At 72.8% G+C, this 21,245-nt stretch carries 7 protein-coding genes and 1 pseudogene; 3 read left to right on the top strand and 5 right to left on the bottom strand.

The annotated features are described in order from the left end of the window. Positions 1 to 49 precede the first annotated feature (49 nt). Positions 50 to 904, bottom strand: a complete 855-nt coding sequence (locus CP978_RS03060; RefSeq protein WP_052453974.1) for an aminotransferase class IV family protein — start codon at positions 902 to 904, stop codon at positions 50 to 52. Between the two features lie 258 nt (positions 905 to 1,162). Between CP978_RS03060 and CP978_RS03055 the strand changes: the two genes are divergently transcribed. Next, positions 1,163 to 2,764: a PH domain-containing protein gene (locus tag CP978_RS03055; protein WP_043437275.1), complete on the top strand. Its 1,602-nt coding sequence runs from the start codon at positions 1,163 to 1,165 to the stop codon at positions 2,762 to 2,764. A gap of 327 nt (positions 2,765 to 3,091) precedes the next feature. Here the strand turns inward: CP978_RS03055 and CP978_RS03050 are convergent, their stop codons facing one another. The 4 genes from CP978_RS03050 to CP978_RS03035 are packed head-to-tail and all read right to left on the bottom strand — an operon-like array spanning position 3,092 to position 7,009. Further along, positions 3,092 to 3,292 (bottom strand): ferredoxin, encoded by a 201-nt coding sequence (locus CP978_RS03050; protein ID WP_260421112.1) that lies wholly within the window; start codon positions 3,290 to 3,292, stop codon positions 3,092 to 3,094. A gap of 52 nt (positions 3,293 to 3,344) precedes the next feature. After that, the gene (locus CP978_RS03045) at positions 3,345 to 4,526 is read right to left on the bottom strand and encodes a cytochrome P450 (protein WP_043448022.1); all 1,182 of its coding nucleotides are present in this window, start codon (positions 4,524 to 4,526) and stop codon (positions 3,345 to 3,347) included. Between the two features lie 17 nt (positions 4,527 to 4,543). Continuing rightward, positions 4,544 to 5,602, bottom strand: coding sequence for a DegT/DnrJ/EryC1/StrS family aminotransferase (locus tag CP978_RS03040; RefSeq protein WP_043437273.1), 1,059 nt, complete (start codon positions 5,600 to 5,602; stop codon positions 4,544 to 4,546). Positions 5,603 to 5,617: 15 nt separating this feature from the next. Further along, the gene (locus CP978_RS03035) at positions 5,618 to 7,009 is read right to left on the bottom strand and encodes a glycosyltransferase (protein WP_043437270.1); all 1,392 of its coding nucleotides are present in this window, start codon (positions 7,007 to 7,009) and stop codon (positions 5,618 to 5,620) included. Positions 7,010 to 7,365: 356 nt separating this feature from the next. On the opposite strand from CP978_RS03035, the pseudogene CP978_RS36050 reads away from it, so the two are divergent. Together CP978_RS36050 and CP978_RS35460 are read left to right on the top strand one after the other, a co-directional pair. Continuing rightward, positions 7,366 to 11,613 (top strand): annotated as a pseudogene (locus tag CP978_RS36050) (type I polyketide synthase); the annotation flags it as partial. Between the two features lie 46 nt (positions 11,614 to 11,659). Next, entirely contained in the window at positions 11,660 to 21,232 is a 9,573-nt protein-coding gene (locus tag CP978_RS35460) for a type I polyketide synthase (protein ID WP_052453972.1), read from the top strand. Positions 21,233 to 21,245 lie beyond the last annotated feature (13 nt).

Here is a 21,245-nt window from a genome sequence, read left to right as displayed (position 1 = left end):
TGGTCGCAGTCCTCGACAAGCGACTGTGACCAGCCCTTCCCCAGCACCCCTAGACGGTTTCCCAGGGATTGCTCTCGTAGCAGTCCACGAGCAGGTCCGTGACCGCCGATTCGACGGCCAGTGCTGCCCCGTCGATGCTCGCGACCGGAAGGGCCGGCGAGATCGAGTTCGTCAGGAAGGCAGCGAGGACCGGGGAGCCGGACGCACGGGCCACGATGTCATCGAGCCGGACCTCACGCCGCTCTGAGGGGATGCCCTTGGCCTCCAGCCCCCGCTGCAGCAGCTGCATCGTGATGCCCGGCAGCACCGCGGCCTCCGGCCAGATCACTCGCTCCCCGTCGTAGAAGCCGATGTTCCAGACCGACGCCTCGCTGATCCGGCCGTACCGATCGGTGAACAGTACGTCGTCGTACCCGGAGAGCACCGCCTGCCGTCGGCCATGAATGAGCCCGAACGTCCCCACGTGTTTCACATGAGGCAGGTCCCGTTCGTACTCCACCGCCCGCAGTCGCATCGGCTCGCTCTGCGCCTCAGCCGGGGCGCTCGTCGCCACCGCCAGCTCCGGCTCCACGGCCTCGCCGCGCAGCACGGCATCCAGCCTCCGGGAGAAGACGGTCACCCGGACCGATACCGCCTCCGGGCCCCCTTCGAGGGCGTGCCGCACACATCCCCGCACCCGCTCGGCGTCCAGGCCCCTGCCGAACAACCCGCGCGCGCTCTCGTCCAACCGTCTCAGGTGCAGATCCAGCCCCCGGACCGCACCGCCCCGCACCTGCATCGAGGTGAAATGCGCGTAGCTGACCCGCATGAGCACCTTGAGGTCCTCGCTGTCCGCCTCGACACCGTTGACTTCCACCCGGTCGATGCCAACCCCTCCCTCACCCACACCCAGCCCGGCTGCCATGTCCCGACCACCTTATGTGCGCGCCAAGACGTTCAAAAGTGGGCCAGATCGCCTTTCGCAACAGGATCTGGGTGCGCTGTCGCGGCAGGTTGGTGACGCGGCAGGCCCGGAGGACAGCGTCAGGAGCGGGCGCCTGGCTCCTGCCGTGACACGCGACGAACGGAGCTTCGCCCTTCCGCAACCCGGCAGCGTCGCTCGCCGGACGCTGCCGAACACCGCACAAGCGCGTGCGGCCCGGCCGATGGAAGGATTCCGTGCGTGAACGATGCCGGTGAAGTGGTCTGCCGTCCCTCCAGCAAGCGCCCTCTGTGGTTCTTCGTCGGACTCGGTGCGGCCGGGGCGCTCCTGGCCGCCGGGCGTGCGGCGTTCGGGGGCGGGTTCCTGGACGTGGGGGTGGGCGTCGGCCTGCTCCTTGCCCTGGTGGGGATCGCGGCTCTCCACGCGGTGACCGCCCAGGTGCGCGCCGACGCGTACGGCCTGCACTCCCGGACACTGTTGCGCCGCCGGAGCGTGCCGTGGCGCGATGTCGCCGACCTGCGCGTACGTCTGAAGTACATAAAAAACGGAGGGAAGTCCCGTCGCGTCGGCCTGGTGCTGCGCGACGGACACAGGCGGCACCTGCCCCTCCCGACGTCCGTGAAGTCCCACGATCCGGACTTCGACGCGAAGCTGGAGGGACTCCGCGCGCTCCACCGCCACTACGGAACCCCGGAGTCGAGCCATATCGCCGTCGTCTCTCCCGGCACCGCCGGGGCCGGCTGGGTCGGGTCGCTGATCGCGTGCGCGCTGCTGCTCGTGAGCGCGGGCGTGGCGGCGGTATTCGTGCCGAGCGCCGGGTCGCACATGCGGGAGTGGAAGTCGGCGACCCCGTGCACCGCCGAGAGTCCCGTCACGGAACGTGGCGAATGCCTCACCACCCTGCCGGCCGTGATCGCGCGGACCGACGCCCACCAGCCCAAGCAGCCGAGCTGGCTGTACTTCATGGACGGCCGGCCGGTGAAGCGAGTCCGGGTTTCGTACGAGGCCGCCGAGGAATTCCAGTCCGGCGACAACGTCGAACTGACCTTCTGGCACGGTCAGGTGATGAAGGTCGCCGGAGAAGGCCATGTTTGGCGGGAACACATCGCCGGCGCCGGGGACGTGGCGGTCGTCGCTGCCGTGCTCACCCTCGCCGCGGGCTACCCTGCGGCCCGGGTACTGCTGCGCCTGCGCGGGCGCCGGCTGCCCGACGACGAGGTCCTTCCGTCGGAACTTCCGTTCGCGGGCGCGCTCGTCGGTACGGCCCTGTGGCTGCTGCCGCTCTGCTACGTCCACCCCCTGTCCCTGCTCGACTCCCCCGTGGCGATGACATGGGCGGCCGCGGGCTCGCTGGTCTCGCTGGGCCTGTTCGGCTGGGCCTGGCACGCCACTCGGATCATTGTGCCCGGAGCGATCGGAGCGATCGGAGCGATCGGAGCGTCCGAAGCATCCGCCGGGAAAGCGGGGGAAGAAGCGTCCACCAAGAAGGCGGGGGAAGGGGAAGAGGAGGTGTTCCTGGTCGCCCGTTTCCTGGAGGACACCGACTACAACCCTTACGGCTTCGGCACCCACATCGCCCTGGGTGGTGGCACCCTCGCGGTGACGCCCGGCCCGGGCCGGTACGGAGCGCACCGCATACCGGTGGAACGGCTGATCGTCAAGGGCGTGCGGCGCGCCCGGGGTGGCGACGACGACACCGTCCCCGCAAGCTGGCACATCGCCGAACTCGACGACGCAGGCACGACCGTTCGCCTCGCGGCGGCCCCGGCCGACCTGGCCCGCATCATCCGCGCGTTGGACTCCGCGGAGGCCTCCGTGAACTCTGCGGACCCCAAGCCGTGATGTCCTGGGGCGCCTGCGAGGATCGGCCTTCCTGATCGGCGGCCGGACAAGGCCGGACAGCGGAGACACCTCAGGGCGTGAGTGCCGGCGATGCGGCCTCCCACGCAAACCCTGTGGAACGCAGCGCGGCGGAGCCGGCGAAGGGTTGATGTCCTGCTGATCGGATGTGGCTGTCGGGTCCAGGTGAGCCCGTGCAACCTCTCCCGCCACTGCCCACCGGTCTCGAGCTGCCGGACTCGCCCCCGAACTGCTGCCGCCGCCGAACGTGGTGCGGGCCGTACCCGCCGGTCGGCAGGTACGGCCCGTTGAACTCCCACTACGGCTCGGCTAGTTCTCCACGACGGTGATCGCCATCGAGGGGCAGACCACCGCGGCCTCCCGGACCGTCTCCACCGTGGACGGGTCCGACGGCTGTGCGAGGACGGTCACCAGGCCGTCGTCGTCCTGGTCGAACACGTCCGACGCGGTCAGGACGCACTGTCCGGCACCGACGCAGCGATCGACGTCCACGTTGACGTGCACCATCATTCCTCCAGGGTCGTTCCAGCGGGCCGGCCGTCGCAGCGGACGGGCCCGTCGCTCAGCTCCATGTGACGGGCAGCTCGTGCAGGCCGAACAGCACGCCGTCGTACTTCAGGGGCAACTCCTCGACCGGCACCGCCAGTTCGAGGGTCGGGATGCGCTCGAACAGGGTACGGTAGGCGATCTCCATCTCCACCCGCACCAGGTTCTGCCCGAGGCACTGGTGGACGCCGTACCCGAACGCCACGTGCGAGCGCGCGGAACGCTCCGGGTTGAACTCCTCGGGCTTGTCGAAGACCGAACCGTCGTGATTGGCCGCGGCGATCAGCGGCACGATGCCCTCACCGGCCTTGATCAGCTGGCCGCCGATCTCCACGTCCTCCACGGCCACCCGGAAGGACACCAGGTCGGCGACCGAGTAGTACCGCAGCATCTCCTCCACGATGCGGTCGTCGCCGATCCACTGCGGGTTGGTCAGCAACTGGACGACGCCCAGGCCGATGTTGTTCGCCGTGGTCTCGTGCCCCGCGATGAGCAGGAGCATCGACACCCCGGACAGCTCCTGCCGGTTCATGGTGCCGGCCTGGAGCAGCCGGCTGATCAGGTCCTCGCCGGGGCGGCGGCCCTTGATCTGGATGAGCCGGTTCAGATAACGCAGCAGCGCCTTGGAGGCCTCGTCACGTTGCTCGTCGGTGGAGCTGAGGGTCACCAGGACCTTTGTCTTCGCCTCGAAGAAGTCCCGGTCCGCCTTGGGCACCCCGAGCAGGTCGGAGATGACCAGCGACGGCACGGACAGCGCGAAGTCCGCGATCAGGTCCGCCGAGTTGCCTGCGGCGAGCAACGCGTCGATCCGCTCGTCCACGATCTGCTGGATCGCCGGACGCAGCTCCCGCACCTTGCGCACGGTGAACTCCGGGATCAGCGTCTTGCGGAACCGGTCGTGCTCCGGGGGGTCCAGCGCCACGAACCAGCCCGGGATCTCCGACTGCGAGGGGGCGCCGCCGGTGCGCCTGGCCCTCGGGAAGCCGGGGCGGGAGGGGTCCGCGCTGATCCGGGGGTCCGTCAGCACGGTCCGCACGTCCTCGTGCCGCGTCACCAGCCACACCGGGCCGCTTGCGGGCAGTTCGGAGCGGACCAGGCCCTCGCCCGCACGGTAGTCGGCGTACTCCGGCGGCGGGAACGGACGTCCCGGCCGGCGCAGCGGGAAGGCGACGGGGCAGCCCGGCGCGAAGGTCGTCATCTCGGTCTCGGCGGTCATCACAGGACTCCGTAGAAGGCGCGTACCCGGTCGGTGATGAACTCCTGGTCCTGCGCGGTCAGCCCGGTGTGCGTCGGCAGATAGAACCCGTCCTCGCTGAACCGGGAGGCGTTCAGCGACGGCCAGTTCGCGTCGTAGTAGCCCGGCTGACGGCTCATCGGCTTGAAGAACACCCGGGTCTCGACGCCCTGGTCGGCCAGGTACGCGCGCAGCTCCTCGCTGCGCTCGGCCCGCAGGTCGTACATCCACAGCACGTCGCGGGCCGGCATCAGCGTGATGCCGGGCACGTCCCGCAGCGCCTCGTCGTAGCGCTTCTCGATGTCGCGGCGGGTCGCGAGGATGGTGTCCAGCTGCTCGGTCTGCGCGAGCGCCACCGCGGCCTGCATGTTGGTCATGCGGTAGTTGTAGGCCAGCTTCTTGTGCAGGAAGCTGTGGTCCTTGGTGAACGCCATGGCCCGCAGATGCGCCATCTGCTCGGCCAGATGGGCGTCCCGGGTCACGCACACCCCGCCCTCACCCGCCGTGATGATCTTGTTGGCGAACAGCGAGAAGCAGGCGATGTCGCCCACCGGCCGCACCCCGTGCGCCTCCGCCGAGTCCTCGACGACCCGCAGGTTGTACTCGTACGCCAGGTTCATGATGGCGTCCATGTCGCACTGCCGGCCGTAGATGTGCACCGGCATGATCACCTTGGTGCGCGGGGTGATCTTCTCCTCGATGCGGGAGACATCGATGTTCAGGTCGTCGCCGCAGTCCACGAACACCGGGGTCGCCCCCGTGTAGGTGACCGCCCAGGCGGTCGCGATCATGGTGAACTCCGGGACGATCACCTCGTCGCCGGGGCCGACGCCCAGCGCCCGCAGCGCCAGCGTCAGCGCGGTGGTGCCCGAGGAACAGGCGACACCGTGCGGCATGTCGTTGTAGGCGGCGAACGCCTCCTCGAACTGCCGGACGTAGGGGCCCTGCGACGAGATCCAGCCGCCGCTGACGGCCTCCGTCACATACTCCAGCTCGCGGCCCTTCAGCCACGGCATGGAGACCGGATACGTATAGGACATCCTTGACTTCCTCGGTCAGTCGTTTGCCAGGACGGGGAGGCCGAGCAGCAGGTCCGCGGCGGCGGTACGACCACCCGCGGCCTTCAGCAACCCGGCGTAGTACTCGGCGCGTTCGGTGAAGGAGGACTCGTTCAGCACGCGGGTGATCTTGTCGAGGACGTCGTCCGTGTCCACGGTCTCGGGACGGTCGACGGTCAGGCTCACGCCGAAGTCCTGGCCGCGCACGGCCTGGTCGTCGCAGTCCACCCACAACGGCCGTACCACCAGAGGCTTTCCGAAGTACAGGCCCTCGTGGTAGCCGTTGCCGCCGGCGTGCGTGAAGAACACCTTGACGTTCGGGTGCGCCAGCACGTCCAGCTGTGAGGGCACCCAGCTCTCGATCCGCAGGTTCGCGGGCAGTTCCTCGGCCGGGGGCAGCAGATGCTGCTGCTCGCTCGGCAGCTTCCACAGCACCTGGTGGCCCTCGCCCTCGAGGCGGCGGGCCACCTCCACCAGCGAGGCGACCTGCTCCCGGGTGAGCCGGGTGATGGTGCCGAAGCCCATGAAGACCACGGACTTCTGCTCCGTCAGCCAGTCCGAGAGGCCCTCGTCGTCCGGCGCCTGCGGCAGCGGCGGCACCAGCGTGCCCACCAGCCGTACCTTCTCGTGCATCGGGAACGGGTAGTCCAGCTCCGCCACCGAGTAGCACAGCACCTGCTCGGCGTGGTCGATGCGCGCCATCATCTGCCGCGCCTCGGGGGAGATGCCCAGCTCGCCGCGGACCCGGTTGTCCTCCTCGACGATCTCCCGGATCTCCTTCGTCATGAACATCCCGAGCGTGCGCACCCGGAACAGCTCGTTCTCCACCCGCTGGGCGAGCGACATCTTGCCGGGCAGGCCCGAGTGCGGCACCGGGAACCCGGACGGCGTGTACGACTTGGCGAACGGCACATGCGAGGTCAGTACATTGCTCGGCAGGAACGGCACCCCGAGCACGAACGGGATCCCCTTGGTGATCGCCAGCTCGTACCCGAACTGGCACATGCTCTCGATCACCATCAGGGCGGGCTGGATCTCCTCGACGGCCTTCTCCAGCGCCCGGTACTTCTCCACCCGGGTCTCGGGCGCGAAGGAGTGCCGGATGACCGCGCGGTGCGCCTTGAAGCGGGAGCGCTGCGTCACCTCGGCATAGGTCTCGTCGTCCCAGGTGACCGCCGACATCTGCGACACGGTGTCACCGAGCGAGGCGAACTGCAGCTCACTGTCCGCCGACGCCGACTCGATCTGGTCCCGCGCCTTCTCGTCCGTGGCGAACCACAGATCCTCCACACCACGCCGGGACAATTCCTCGGCCAGTACGAGCAGCGGATTGAGAAGACCGCTTTCGGCATAACTGACGAACAGGATCGGCCGCCTGTGCGCGCCCATGGACAACACCCTCCGGAAAGTGGCGGACCGCGCAGGCCCGCACGCCTCGCGTCCACCCACCGAAAGTCGCCGGATGATCGCATTCGCCGACGCCGCCGCCTGTCGCGCACGCCGTCACAGGACACCGCCGACCCCGCCGCTCGGCACACCGTGCCGAGCGGGAGAAGCGTGCCGCTGACTTCATCTCACGCCAGGGTCCGGGGAATCCCTAGTCTTCGCCCCGGAGCGGGTGTTTTCGTGTCCGTCCGGGCGCGGCCCGGAGCCGAACACTGAGATTCCTTAGGGAAAAGTACAGCCTTCGCGCCCATACGATCCGGCAGGCAGAGGTGGCCCAGGACCGACTTTTCCGCAGGGGTGAGCGAGGCATGACGATCGGAGCCAACGACGATCCGGTAGTGGTCGTCGGAATGGCCTGCCGCTTCCCGGGAGGCGTCGAGGGGCCCGAGGACCTGTGGGAGCTGGTCCGCGACGGCCGCGACGCCACCGGGCCGTTCCCCGGCGACCGCGGCTGGGACCTGGCCGCCCTGACCGGCGACGGGCCGGACCACAGCGTGACCCACCGAGGCGGATTCCTCGCCGCGGCCGCCGACTTCGACGCCGGCTTCTTCGGGATGTCGCCCCGCGAGGCCGTCTCCACCGACCCGCAGCAGCGGCTCGTCCTGGAGACCTCCTGGGAGGCCCTGGAACACGCCGGCATCGACCCGCACACCCTGCGGGGCACCCGCACCGGCGTCTTCGTCGGCACCAACGGCCAGGACTACGCGACCGTCACCAACGCCTCCCGCGAGGACCTCACCGGGCACGCCCTCACCGGTCTGTCGCCGAGCATCGCCTCCGGGAGGCTCGCCTACTTCCTCGGCCTCGAAGGGCCCGCCGTCACCCTCGACACGGCGTCCTCCTCGTCCCTGGTCGCCCTCCACTACGCGCTGCGCTCGCTCAGGTCGGGGGAGTGCACCACCGCGCTGGCCGGCGGCGTCACCGTGATGTCCACACCGGTCGGGTTCATCGCCTACACCCGGCAGGGCGGACTCGCCGCCGACGGCCGCTGCAAGGTCTTCTCCGACGACGCCGACGGCACCACCTGGGCGGAGGGCGCCGGCATGATCGTGCTGGAGCGCCTGTCCACCGCCCGCGCCGCCGGGCACCGGGTGCTCGCCGTGCTGCGCGGCTCCGCCGTCAACCAGGACGGCGCCTCCGACGGTCTCACCGCCCCCAGCGGACCGGCCCAGGAACGACTCGTCCGCGAGGCCCTCGCCGACGCCGGACTCGGACCCGCCGACATCGACCTCGTCGAGGCCCACGGCACCGGCACCCGGCTCGGCGACCCCATCGAGGCCCGGGCCCTGCTCGCCACCTACGGCCAGGACCGCGACGGCGGACAGCCGCTGCGCCTCGGCTCCCTGAAGTCCAACATCGGGCACGCCCAGGCAGCCGCCGGCATCGGCGGACTCATCAAGGCCGTCCAGGCGCTGCGCCACGGCCTGATGCCGGAGACCCTGAACCTCTCCACGCCCACCCGGCACGTCGACTGGTCGGCCGGCGCCGTCGAACTCCTCACCGAGGCCCTGCCCTGGCCCGGCACCGGCCGCCCGCGCCGGGCCGCCGTCTCCTCCTTCGGCATCAGTGGCACCAACGCGCATGTCATCGTGGAGGAAGCCCCGACGACCGACCCCGCCGCCGCGGTCCCCGCCGGGCCCGCCCACCGGGACGTGGCCTCGGCCGCCGACTCCGCCGCGCGGCCCGCTGCCCTCGCCGGGGAGCCCGCCGACACCTCTGCTCCCGCCGCTGTCGACGCCGGCCCGGCCGACCGCCCGGTCACCCCCGCCGCTCGGCTCGCCGCCCTCGTGCCCGCGGCCGACGCCGTCGCGTGGCCGGTGTCCGGGGCCTCCCCGGAGGCTCTCGACGCGCAGGTCGAGCGGCTCACCTCCTTCGTCCGGGACCACCCCGGCGCCGATCCGCTGGACATCGGTCACTCGCTGGCCACCGGGCGGGCGGCGTTGCGGCACCGTGCGGTGCTGGTGCCGTCCGGTGACGGTGTCGTGGAGATCGCCCGCGGTGAGGCCGCCCCCCGCACCACCGCCGTCCTCTTCTCCGGACAGGGCTCCCAGCGGCTCGGCATGGGCCGTGAACTCGCCGCCCGCTTCCCGGTCTTCGCGAAGGCCCTGGACACCGTCCTGGCCGCCCTCGACCCCCAACTCGAGCGTCCGGTGCGGTCCGTGATGTGGGGCGAGGACCCCGCCGAACTCGACCGCACCGGGTGGACCCAGCCCGCGCTGTTCGCCTTCGAGGTCGCCCTGTACCGGCTCGCCGAGTCCTTCGGGCTGCGCCCCGACGCCGTCGGCGGCCACTCCGTCGGCGAGATCGCCGCCGCGCACATCGCCGGAGTGCTCTCGCTGGAGGACGCCGCGCGTCTGGTCGCCGCCCGCGCCACCCTGATGCAGGCCCTGCCCGAGGGCGGCGCCATGTCCGCCGTCGAGGCCTCCGAGGACGAGGTGCTCCCGCTGCTCGACGGCGATGTCTCGCTCGCCGCCGTCAACGGCCCCACCGCGGTCGTCGTCTCCGGCGCCGAGGACGCCGTGGAGCGCGTCTCCGCCCACTTCGCTGCCCAAGGCCGCCGCACCAGCCGCCTCGCGGTCTCGCACGCCTTCCACTCGCCGCTGATGGAGCCGATGCTCGACGCCTTCCGGGACGTCGTCGCCGGACTCACCTTCCATGAGCCGACGCTGCCGGTGATGTCCAACCTCACCGGTGAACTTGCCGGTGCCGAGATCGCCACCCCCGAGTACTGGGTGCGGCATGTGCGCGGTACCGTCCGCTTCGCCGACGGCGTGACGGCCCTGCGGGAACACGGCACCGACCTGCTGGTCGAACTGGGCCCCGGCAGCGTCCTGACCGCCCTCGCCCGCACCGTCCTCGGCCCGGACACCCCGGGCGCCCCTGTCGACGTGGTGCCCACCCTCCGCAAGGACCAGCCCGAGGAGAGGGCTCTCACCGCCGCGCTCGGCCGGCTCCATGTCCTCGGCGCGACCGTCGACTGGTCCGCCCTCTACACCGGCACCGGAGCCCGCCGCACCGACCTGCCGACGTACGCCTTCCAGCACGCGCGGTACTGGCCCGCCCCGGGCCGGCCCGGCACCGGTACCGCGGGCGGCGGGCATCCGCTGCTCGGCCCGGCCGTGGAACTCGCCGACGGCGGCACGGTGTCGGGCGCCACACTGTCCGTCGCCACCCACCCCTGGCTCGCCGACCATGTCGTCGCCGGGCGCGTCCTGCTGCCCGCCGCCGTGCTCGTGGAACTCGCCGTACGCGCGGGTGACGACACCGGATGCGACGTCCTGCACGAACTCGCCCTCGTCGAGGCGCCGGTCCTGGAGGCCGGCGACACCCTGGACCTCCAGGTCCGGGTCGGCTCCGCCGACGAGGCCGGCCGGCGCACCCTCACCGTCCACTCCCGTCCCGGCAACTCCCCCGCCGAGCCCTGGACCCAGCGGGCCGGCGGCCTGCTCGGCACCGCGCCCCGCACCGCGGCGGCCCCCGACACCTCCTTCGCCGTCGCCTGGCCCCCGCCGGGCGCCGAACCCCTCGACCTCGGGGACCACTACGAGCGGCTCGTCGACGACGGCTTCGACCTCGGCCCCGCCTTCCGCGGTCTGCGCACCGCCTGGCGCCACGACGGCGCGTTCCTCGCCGAGGTCGAACTCCCGGCCGGCACCACCGACGACCCCGGCGCCTACGGAGTGCACCCCGCGCTCCTCGACGCCGCCCGGCACGCCGCCCTCACCACCACCGGCACACTCCCGGTCGCCTGGCACGGGGTGCGGCTGCACGCCGTCGGCGCCACCGCCCTGCGGGTGCGGATCCACTCCGCCGACGACGGTGCCCTGACCCTGACCGCCGCCGATGTCACCGGCGCCCCGGTGTTCACCGCCGAGGCCGTCGTCGTACGGCAGCTCACCGAGCAGGAGCGCACCGCCCCCCGGCCGCTCACACGCGCCTGGCACCAGGACACCGCGACCCCGCGCCGCACCCGGCCCGTCGCCGCGGCCCCCGGCGCCGCCGCCGAGCCGTCCGCCTCCTCGGCGCCGGACAGCTTCGCCGCCGAGGCCGCGGCCCTGGCCCCCGCCGAGCGTGAACGCCGGCTCATCGGCCTGGTACGGACCCAGGCGGCGGCGGTCCTCGGCCATCAGGGCCCGGACGCGGTCGGACCCCGCGCGGTCTTCAAGGAGCTGGGCTTCGACTCGCTGGCCGGCGTGGAACTCAGTGACCGCCTCACCGCGCTCACCGGACTGCGGCTGCCGGCCACCCTCGTCTTCAACTTCCCCACCCCCGAGCTCGCCGCCCGGCGTATCGGGGAACTCCTCGTCGTATCCGGCTCCTCACCGCAGGGATCGTGCGACGACGAACTCACCAGGTTCGAGGCCGTCGTGCAGACCCTGTCGGCCGACGACCCCGGACGCCAGGCCGTCGCCGACCGCCTGGACGCACTCGTCGCCTCGCTCCGGCGGAATTCCGCCCCGCAGGAGAACTTCTCCGACGAGGACATCGAATCGGTGTCGGTCGACAGACTGCTCGACATCATCGATGAAGAGTTCGAAATCTCCTAGCGGATCTACAGCTTTCGTTCGCGACCCGATGACGAGGACGGACCCGATGCCGGAACCCCAGCAGAACCAGCAGGAAAAAGTTGTCGACTACCTTCGCCGGGTCACCAACGATCTGCGACGCGCCCGCCGCCGGATAGGCGAGCTGGAATCCCGCGACAACGAGCCCGTCGCGATCGTCGGAATGAGCTGCCGGCTGCCCGGCGGAGTGAGTTCCCCGGAATCCCTGTGGGAACTCGTGGAATCCGGCGGGGACGCCATCTCCGGATTTCCCGCCGACCGCGGCTGGGACATCGAGGCGCTCACCGGAAAGGGCGAGGGAAGCAGCTCCACCCACGAGGGCGGATTCCTCTACGAGGCCACCGACTTCGATGCCGGGTTCTTCGGCATATCGCCCCGCGAGGCGACCGCCATGGACCCGCAGCAGCGCCTGCTGCTCGAAGTCTCCTGGGAGGCCCTGGAGCGGGCCGGCATCGCCCCCACCTCCCTGCGCTCCAGCGCGACCGGCGTCTTCGTGGGCTCCTACCACTGGGGCGCACCCTCCGCGGACACCGCGACCGAACTCCACGGCCACGCCCTGACCGGCACGGCCGCCAGCGTGCTGTCCGGCCGGCTCTCCTATGTCTACGGTCTCGAGGGCCCGGCCGTCACCGTCGACACCGCGTGCTCCTCCTCCCTCGTCGCCCTGCACATGGCGGCCCAGTCGCTGCGCAACGGGGAGTCCTCGCTCGCCCTCGTCGGCGGTGTCACCATCCTCGCCGAGCCCTCCGTCTTCGTGGAGTTCAGCGCCCAGGGCGGCCTGGCCCCCGACGGCCGCTGCAAGGCGTTCTCCGACGACGCCGACGGCACCGGCTGGGGCGAGGGCGTCGGCGTCCTCGTCGTCGAGCGGCTCTCCGACGCCGTCCGCAACGGCCACCCGGTGCTCGCCGTGCTGCGCGGCTCCGCCGTCAACCAGGACGGCGCCTCCAACGGACTGACCGCCCCCAACGGCCGCGCCCAGGAACAGGTCATCCGCCAGGCCCTGAGCAACTCCGGCCTCACCGGGGCCGATGTCGACGCCGTCGAGGCGCACGGCACCGGCACCCGCCTCGGCGACCCCATCGAGGCGCAGGCCCTGCTCGCCACCTACGGCCAGGAGCACGGCTCCGAACAGCCCCTGTGGCTGGGCTCCCTGAAGTCCAACATCGGCCACACCCAGGCCGCCGCCGGTGTCGCGGGCGTCATCAAGATGGTCATGGCGCTCCGTCAGGGCGTGCTGCCCCCGACCCTGCACGCCGACTCGCCCTCCGCCCACGTCGACTGGGAGTCGGGCCATGTCCGTCTGCTGAACGAGCCCGTCGTCTGGCCGGAGACCGGCCGCCCGCGCCGCGCCGCCGTGTCCTCCTTCGGCATCAGCGGCACCAACGCCCACGCCGTCCTCGAGCAGGCCCCCGTGCCCGCCGAGGACGCCGAGGACGCCGGGACCGAGGACGCCCCGCAGCAGCCGGCCACCGTGCCGGGCGCCCTGCCGTGGCTGCTCTCCGCCCACTCCGGGCAGGCGCTTTGCGACCAGGCCGCCGCCCTCGTCACCCGCCTCGACGCCGACCCCGAGCCGCGCCCCCAGGACATCGGCCAGGGCCTGCTGACCTCCCGGGCCCTGCTGGAGCGCCGGGCCGTCGTCGTCGGCACCGGCCGCGACGAACTGCTCACCGGCAGCCGCGCGCTGGCCGAGGGCCAGTCCTGGAACGGACTCGCCGAGGGCACCGCCGACGTCGACGGCCGGACCGTCTTCGTCTTCCCCGGTCAGGGCTCCCAGTGGGTGGGCATGGGTGCCCGACTCCTGGACGAATCACCGGTGTTCGCGGAGCGCATCGCCGAGTGCGCCGCCGCGCTCGCCGAGTTCACCGACTGGGACCTGCTCGACGTCCTGCGGGGTGCCGAGGGTGCTCCGACGCTGGAGCGCGTCGATGTCGTCCAGCCCGCGTCGTTCGCGGTGATGGTGTCCCTGGCCGCCGTGTGGCGTGCGCAGGGTGTGGAGCCTGACGCGGTGGTCGGCCACTCGCAGGGTGAGATCGCCGCCGCGGTGGTCTCCGGCGCCCTGTCGCTGCGTGACGGTGCCCGGGTGGTGGCGCTGCGCAGCCAGGCCATCGGCCGGACGCTGGCCGGGCGGGGCGGGATGATGTCGGTGGCGCTGCCGGTCGCCGATGTGGAGGCCCGTCTTGAGGCGTTTGGCGGACGGGTGTCCGTCGCCGCCGAGAACGGCCCCCGCTCCTGTGTGGTCTCCGGCGAACCCGGCGCCCTGGACGAGCTGTCCGAACTGCTCACCGCCGAGGGCGTGCGGGTGCGCCGCGTCCCCGTGGACTACGCCTCGCACTCCCACCATGTCGAGGACCTGCACGACGAGATCCTCCAGCTGCTGGCCGAGGTCGCGCCCAAGGCGTCCGAGGTTCCGCTGTTCTCCACGGTCACCGGTGACTGGCTGGACACCACCGTCATGGACGCCGGCTACTGGTTCCGCAGCCTGCGCGGCCGGGTGCTGTTCGCGGACGCCATCCGCGGTCTGCTCGACACCGAGCACCGTGCCTTCATCGAGGTCAGCTCCCACCCGGTGCTCGCCATGTCCGTCCAGGACATGATCGACGACGCCGGAGTGGTCGGCGTGGCCTCCGGCACCCTGCGCCGTGACAACGGCGGCCTCGACCGCTTCCTGCTGTCCGCCGCCCAGGTGTTCGTGCGCGGCGTCCAGGTCGACTGGGCCCCGCTGTTCGAGGGCACCGGCGCGACCCGGGTCGACCTGCCCACCTACGCCTTCCAGCACGAGCGGTACTGGAACGACCGTGCCGTCGTGGACCGTTCGGCCTCCGCGCCGATGGACGCCGAGTTCTGGGCGGCCGTCGAGCAGGCGGACGTCTCCGCCCTCACCGAGGCGCTCGGCACCGACGAGGAGTCCGTCGCCGCGATCCTGCCCGGCCTCGCCTCCTGGCGCCGCACCCGCGGCGAGCGCTCCACCGTCGACTCCTGGCGCTACCGGGTCGTCTGGGAGCCGCTGGCCCAGATCCCCCGCGCCACCCTGGACGGCACCTGGCTGCTGGTGTCCGCAGGCGGCGTCGACGACGACGTCGCCGAGGTGCTGGAGGCGGGCGGCGCCGAGGTGCGCCGTCTCGTCCTCGACGAGACCTGCACCGACCCCGCCGTCCTGCGCGAGCACCTCACGGACACGGACGGCCTCACCGGCATCGTCTCCGTCCTCGCCGACGCCGAGGAGGGCTGCGTCCGCCACCCCGGACTCACCCTCGGACTCGCCCTGTCGGTGTCGCTGGCACAGGCACTCGGCGAGGCCGACGTCACCGCCCCGCTGTGGTTCCTGACCTGCGGCGCCTTCTCCACCGGCCCGTCCGACACCGTCACCCGGCCGCTCCAGAGCCAGATCGCCGGTCTCGGCTGGACCGTCGCCGTCGAACACCCCCACCGCTGGGGCGGCGGCGTCGACCTGCCCGAGGCGCTGGACGCCCGCGCCGCCCAGCGGCTCGTCGCCGCCCTCGCCGGCGCGCTCGGCGACGACGACCAGCTCGCCGTGCGGCCCGCCGGTGTCCTCGCCCGCCGTATCGTCCGCGCGAGCGGCGACACCCGCCGCAAGGCCCGCTCCTGGAAGCCGCGCGGCACCACCCTGGTCACCGGCGGCTCCGGCACCCTCGCCCCCGGACTCGCCCGCCACCTGGCCGCCCAGGGCGCCGAGCACCTGGTGCTGCTCAGCCGCCGTGGCGCCGACGCCCCCGGCGCGGCCGAACTCGCCGCCGAACTCCAGGCGGCGGGCACCGAGGTGCGGTTCGCGGCCTGCGACATCACCGACCCCGACGCGGTCGCCGCCCTGCTCGCCGACCTGAAGGCCGAGGGCCGCACCGTCCGCACGGTCGTGCACACCGCCGCCGTCATCGAGCTGGCCGCCCTCGCCGACACCACCGTCGACGCGTTCGCCGACGTGGTGCACGCCAAGGTGACCGGCGCCCGGATCCTCGACGAACTCCTCGACGACGAGGAGCTGGACGACTTCGTCCTGTACTCCTCCACCGCCGGCATGTGGGGCAGCGGCGTGCACGCCGCGTATGTCGCGGGCAACGCCTATCTGTCCGCGCTCGCCGAACAGCGCCGCGCCCGCGGCGCCCGCGCCACCTCCATCCACTGGGGCAAGTGGCCCGACGACCTCGAACGCGAGCTGGCCGACCCGCACCAGATCCGCCGCAGCGGCCTGGAGTACCTCGACCCGGAGCTGGCGATGACCGCCCTGACCCGGGTCATGGAGGACGACGAGACCGTCATCGGTCTGATGGACATCGACTGGGGCACGTACCACGACGTCTTCACCGCCGGACGGCCCTCGCACCTGTTCGACCGGATCCCCGAGGTGGCGCGGCTGCTGGCCGACCGGGCCGCGCCCGCCGCGACGGCCGTTGCCACCAGCGGCCTGGCCGCCCGCCTCCAGGGCGTGTCCGCCGCCGAGCAGGACCGGATCGTGCTCTCCGTGGTCCGCGAGGAGACCGCCGCAGTCCTCGGCCACGCCTCCGCCGAGACCGTCCCGGAACGCCGCGCCTTCCGCGACATCGGCTTCGACTCGGTGACCGCCGTCGACCTGCGCAACCGCCTGGTCGCCGCGACCGGGCTCACCCTGCCGTCCACCATGGTCTTCGACCACCCCAACGCCGTCGCGCTCGCCACGTTCCTGAAGGCCACCGCGCTCGGCACCACCGGCACGGCCGGCGACCGGCCCACCGCCGCGGTCACCGCGGGCGCCGACGACGACCTGATCGTCATCGTCGGCATGAGCTGCCGCTTCCCCGGCGGCGCGAACACCCCGGAGGAGCTGCTGCGGCTCGCCCTCGACGGCGCCGACGTCATCTCCGAGTTCCCCGCCGACCGCGGCTGGGACGCCCACGGCCTCTACGACCCGGACCCCGACCGGCAGGGCCGCACCTACTCCGTGCACGGTGGCTTCCTGCACGAGGCGGCCGGCTTCGACGCCGGGTTCTTCGGCATCTCGCCCCGCGAGGCGCTGGCCATGGACCCGCAGCAGCGGCTGCTCCTGGAGACCTCCTGGGAGGTCCTGGAGCGGGCCGGCATCGACCCCGAGTCGCTGCACTCCACCGCCACCGGCGCCTTCTTCGGCGCCAGCTACCAGGACTACTCCAGCAGCGTGCAGAACGGCACCGAGGGCGCCGAGGTGCACATGATGACCGGCACCGCGGCCAGCGTGCTGTCCGGCCGGATCTCCTATCTGCTGGGCCTCGAGGGCCCCGCGGTCACCGTCGACACCGCCTGCTCCTCCTCCCTGGTCGCGATGCACCTGGCCTGCCAGTCGCTGCGCAGCGGCGAGAGCAGCCTCGCGCTGGCCGGCGGCGCGGCCGTCATGGCCACCCCGCACGCGTTCATCGGGTTCAGCCGGCAGCGCGCACTGGCCGAGAACGGCCGCTGCAAGCCGTTCGCCGAGGGCGCCGACGGCATGACCCTCGCCGAGGGCGTCGGCGTCGTCCTGTTGGAGAAGCTCTCCGACGCCCGCCGCAACGGCCACCGCGTCCTCGCCGTCGTCCGGGGCTCCGCCCTCAACCAGGACGGCGCCTCCAACGGCCTGACCGCCCCCAACGGCCTCTCCCAGCAGCGCGTCATCCGTCAGGCCCTCGCCAACGCCGGACTCGGCACCGCCGACATCGACGTGGTCGAGGCGCACGGCACCGGCACCAAGCTCGGCGACCCCATCGAGGCCGGCGCCCTGCTCGCCACCTACGGCCAGGGCCGCGACGGCGGACAGCCGCTGCTGCTGGGCTCGGTGAAGTCCAACATCGGCCACACCCAGGCCGCCGCGGGCGTCGCCGGTGTCATCAAGATGGTGATGGCCATGCACGCCGGTGAACTGCCCGGCACCCTGCACATCGACGAGCCCTCCAGCCATGTCGACTGGACCTCCGGCGCCGTCACCCTGCTGCGCGAGCGCACCGAGTGGCCCGCCGTGGGGGACCGCCCCCGCCGGGCCGGCATCTCCTCCTTCGGCATCAGCGGCACCAACGCCCACCTCCTCCTGGAGCAGGCCCCGCCCGCCGAGGAGCCCGCCGAAGAACCCGCCGGTGACATCGAGGGCGCCCCGCTCGTCCCCTGGCTGCTGTCCGCCAGGTCCGCGCAGGCGCTGCGCGAGCAGGCGTCCCGGCTGCTGACCGCGACCACCGGCACCGACGTCACCGTCGAGCCCGCCCGCGTCGGACACGCCCTGGCCACCACCAGGACCGCCTTCGACCACCGCGCCGTCGTCCTCGGCAGCCGGCCCGAGGACTTCACCCGCGGCCTGGAGGCCGTGGTGTCCTCCGCGTCCGCCCCCGGCGTCGTCACCGGCACCGCCGGACCGGACTCCACGGGACCCGTCTTCGTGTACCCGGGCCAGGGCTCCCAGTGGTGGGGGATGGGCCGCGAACTCCTCGCCGGCTCCGAGGTGTTCCGCACCGCCGTCGACGACTGCGCCGCGGCGCTCGCCCCGTACACCGACTGGTCGCTGCACGAGGTGCTGGCCGGCGAGGGCGACCCGGAGCTCCTGGAGCGCGTGGACGTCGTCCAGCCCGCCCTGTTCTCGATGATGGTCGCGCTCACCGCGCTGTGGCGGTCGCACGGCGTCGAACCGGCCGCCGTCGTCGGCCACTCGCAGGGCGAGATCGCCGCCGCCCATGTCGCCGGGGCGCTCAGCCTGGAGGACGCCGCCCTCGTCGTGGCGCTGCGCAGCCAGGCCCTGCCCCAGCTGTCCGGGCTCGGCGGCATGATGTCCGTCTCCGCGCCCGCCGCACGCGTCACCGAACTCCTTCAGCCCTGGGGCGAGGCGCTGTCCATCGCCGCCGTCAACGGCCCCTCCTCGGTGATCGTCTCCGGCGACGCCGACGCCCTCGACGAACTCCTGGAGACCTGCCGCGAGCAGAACGTACGGGCCCGCAAGGTGTCCGTGGACTACGCCTCGCACGGCCGGCACGTCGAGGCCGTGCGCGACGAACTCGCCCGCGTCCTCGCCCCCGTCAGCCCCCGCACCCCCGAGGTGCCGTTCTACTCGACCGTCACCGGCGCCCGGCTCGACGAGGCGGCCTTCGACGGCACCTACTGGTACACCAACCTGCGGCAGACGGTGCTGATGGAGGACGCCACCCGCGCCCTCATCGCCTCCGGACACCGGGTGTTCGTGGAGATCAGCCCGCACCCGGTGCTGGCGGCCCCGATCCAGGAGACACAGGAGAGCGTTCAGGAGGAGCTGACCGAGACCGGCGCCGTCCTCGGCACGCTGCGCCGCGACGACGGCGACCGCCGCCGGTTCCTCACCTCGCTCGCCGAGGCGCACACCCATGGCATCGCCGTCGACTGGACCACCGCCTTCGACCGCCCCGCGTACGCGGCCGTCGACCTGCCGACCTACCCCTTCCAGCGGCAGGACTTCTGGCCCGAGCCGAAGACCGCCGCCCCCGCGGGCACCGCCGACGCCTCCGACGCCGCCTTCTGGGAACTGGTCCAGAACCAGGACCTCGACGCGCTCGCCGGTGAACTCGGCATCCCCGCCGACGACGGCGCCGCCCGGCTCGGCGACGTACTGCCCGCGCTGTCCGCCTGGCGCACCCGCTCCCTCACCCGCTCCCGGGCGGACGCCCTGCGCTACCACATCGAGTGGAACCGCGTCGCCGAACCCGGCACCGCCCGGCCCGCCGGCCGGCTGCTCGCGGTGATCTCGCCGGACCACGCGGGCGCCCCCTGGGTCACCGCCGTCCTCGACGCGCTCGGCCCGGACACCGTCCGCTTCGAGGCCAAGGGCACCGACCGGGCCGCCTGGGCCGCGCAGCTCGCCCAGCTCCGCGAGGACGAGGGGGAGTTCCACGCCGTGGTCTCGCTGCTCGCCGCCGCCGAGGCACTCCACACCGACCACGGTTCGGTGCCTCTCGGCCTCGCCCAGACCCTCCTCCTCGCCCAGGCCCTCGGCGACGCGGGACTCACCGCGCCCCTGTGGTGCCTGACCCGGGGCGGTGTCGCCGCCGGCCGCGGCGATGTCCTCAGCAGCCCCGTGCAGGGTGCGCTGTGGGGCCTCGGCCGGGTCATCGGCCTCGAACACCCCGACCGGTGGGGCGGTCTGATCGACCTGCCGGAGACGGTCGACACCCGGGCCGCCGCCCGGCTCACCGGACTGCTCGCCGACGCGGGCGGCGAGGACCAGCTCGCGATCCGCGGTTCGGGCGTGCTGGCCCGCCGCCTCGCCCACGCCGCCCCGGCCGTACCCGGCTCCGGGAAGCGCCCGCCGGTCCACGGCTCCGTCCTCGTCACCGGTGGCACCGGCGGCATCGGCGGCCGGGTCGCCCGCCGCCTCGCCGAACAGGGCGCCGCACACCTGGTGCTGACCAGCCGGCGCGGCGCCGACGCCCCGGGCGCCGCCGAACTCCGCGCCGAACTGGAGCAGCTGGGCGTCCGGGTGACCATCGCCGCCTGCGACGCCGCCGACCGGGAGGCGCTCGCCGCGCTCCTGGCCGAGCTGCCCGAGGACGCGCCGCTCACCGCGGTCTTCCACTCCGCCGGTGTGGCCCACGACGACGCCCCCGTCGCCGACCTGACGCTCGGTCAGCTCGACGCGCTCATGCGCGCCAAGCTGACCGCCGCCCGGCATCTGCACGAGCTGACCGCCGACCTCGACCTGGACGCGTTCGTGCTGTTCTCGTCCGGCGCCGCGGTCTGGGGCAGCGGTGGCCAGCCCGGCTACGCCGCCGCCAACGCCTACCTCGACGCCCTCGCCGAGCACCGCAGGTCCCTCGGCCTGACCGCCTCGTCGGTGGCCTGGGGCACCTGGGGCGAGGTCGGCATGGCGACCGACCCCGAGGTCCACGACCGGCTCGTCCGCCAGGGCGTGCTGGCCATGGAACCGGAACACGCCCTGGGCGCCCTCGACCAGATGCTCGAGAACGACGACACCGCGGCCGCCATCACCCTGATGGACTGGGAGATGTTCGCGCCCGCCTTCACCGCGAACCGGCCCAGCGCCCTGCTGAGCACCGTCCCGGAGGCCGTCTCGGCGCTCAGCGACGAGGGCCCGGCCGACGGTGGCGCCGACGCGGCCGTGCCGCCGCTGCGCGCCCGCCTGGACGGGCTGCCCACCGCCGAGCGCGCCCGTGCCCTCGTCGAGGCCGTCCGCGCCGAGGCGTCCGCGACCCTCGGCCACGACAGCCCCGACGCGGTGCCCGCCTCGCGCGCCTTCCGCGACGTCGGCTTCGACTCCGTCACCGCCGTCGAACTGCGCAACCGGCTCCGCGCCGCCCTCGGGCTGCCCCTGCCGGCCGCCCTGGTCTTCGACTACCCGACCCCCACGGCCCTCGCCCAGCACATCGGTTCGCTGCTCTACGGCACCGCACCCGATGAGGCGGACACCGGCCGCGCCGACGACCCCGATGCCCGTATCCGCGAGGCCCTCGCCACCGTCCCGATCGGACGGCTGCGCAAGGCGGGCCTCCTCGACATGGTTCTGAAACTCGCCGAGTCCGACGACACCGAGGACAGCGCCACCGCGACGGACGACGCGGCGGACGCCCTCGACCTCGACGACATGGACGCCGAAGCCCTGCTGCGGCTGGCCGCCGAGAACTCGGCGAACTGAAAGAGAGCTGGAA

The organism is Streptomyces nodosus (assembly GCF_008704995.1).
Classification (GTDB): Bacteria; Actinomycetota; Actinomycetes; order Streptomycetales; family Streptomycetaceae; genus Streptomyces; species Streptomyces nodosus.
The sequence above is the reverse complement of the archived record's forward strand: the minus strand, read 5'-3'. Positions and strand labels throughout refer to the sequence as shown.

Bases quoted from the DNA above. Each gene is read 5' to 3' on its own strand.
- CP978_RS03060 (WP_052453974.1), bottom strand. From the start codon at position 904: ATGGCAGCCGGGCTGGGTGTGGGTGAGGGAGGGGTTGGCATCGACCGG.
- CP978_RS03050 (WP_260421112.1), bottom strand. From the start codon at position 3,292: ATGATGGTGCACGTCAACGTGGACGTCGATCGCTGCGTCGGTGCCGGA.
- CP978_RS03045 (WP_043448022.1), bottom strand. From the start codon at position 4,526: ATGACGACCTTCGCGCCGGGCTGCCCCGTCGCCTTCCCGCTGCGCCGG.
- CP978_RS03040 (WP_043437273.1), bottom strand. From the start codon at position 5,602: ATGTCCTATACGTATCCGGTCTCCATGCCGTGGCTGAAGGGCCGCGAG.
- CP978_RS03035 (WP_043437270.1), bottom strand. From the start codon at position 7,009: ATGGGCGCGCACAGGCGGCCGATCCTGTTCGTCAGTTATGCCGAAAGC.
- CP978_RS35460 (WP_052453972.1), top strand. From the start codon at position 11,660: ATGCCGGAACCCCAGCAGAACCAGCAGGAAAAAGTTGTCGACTACCTT.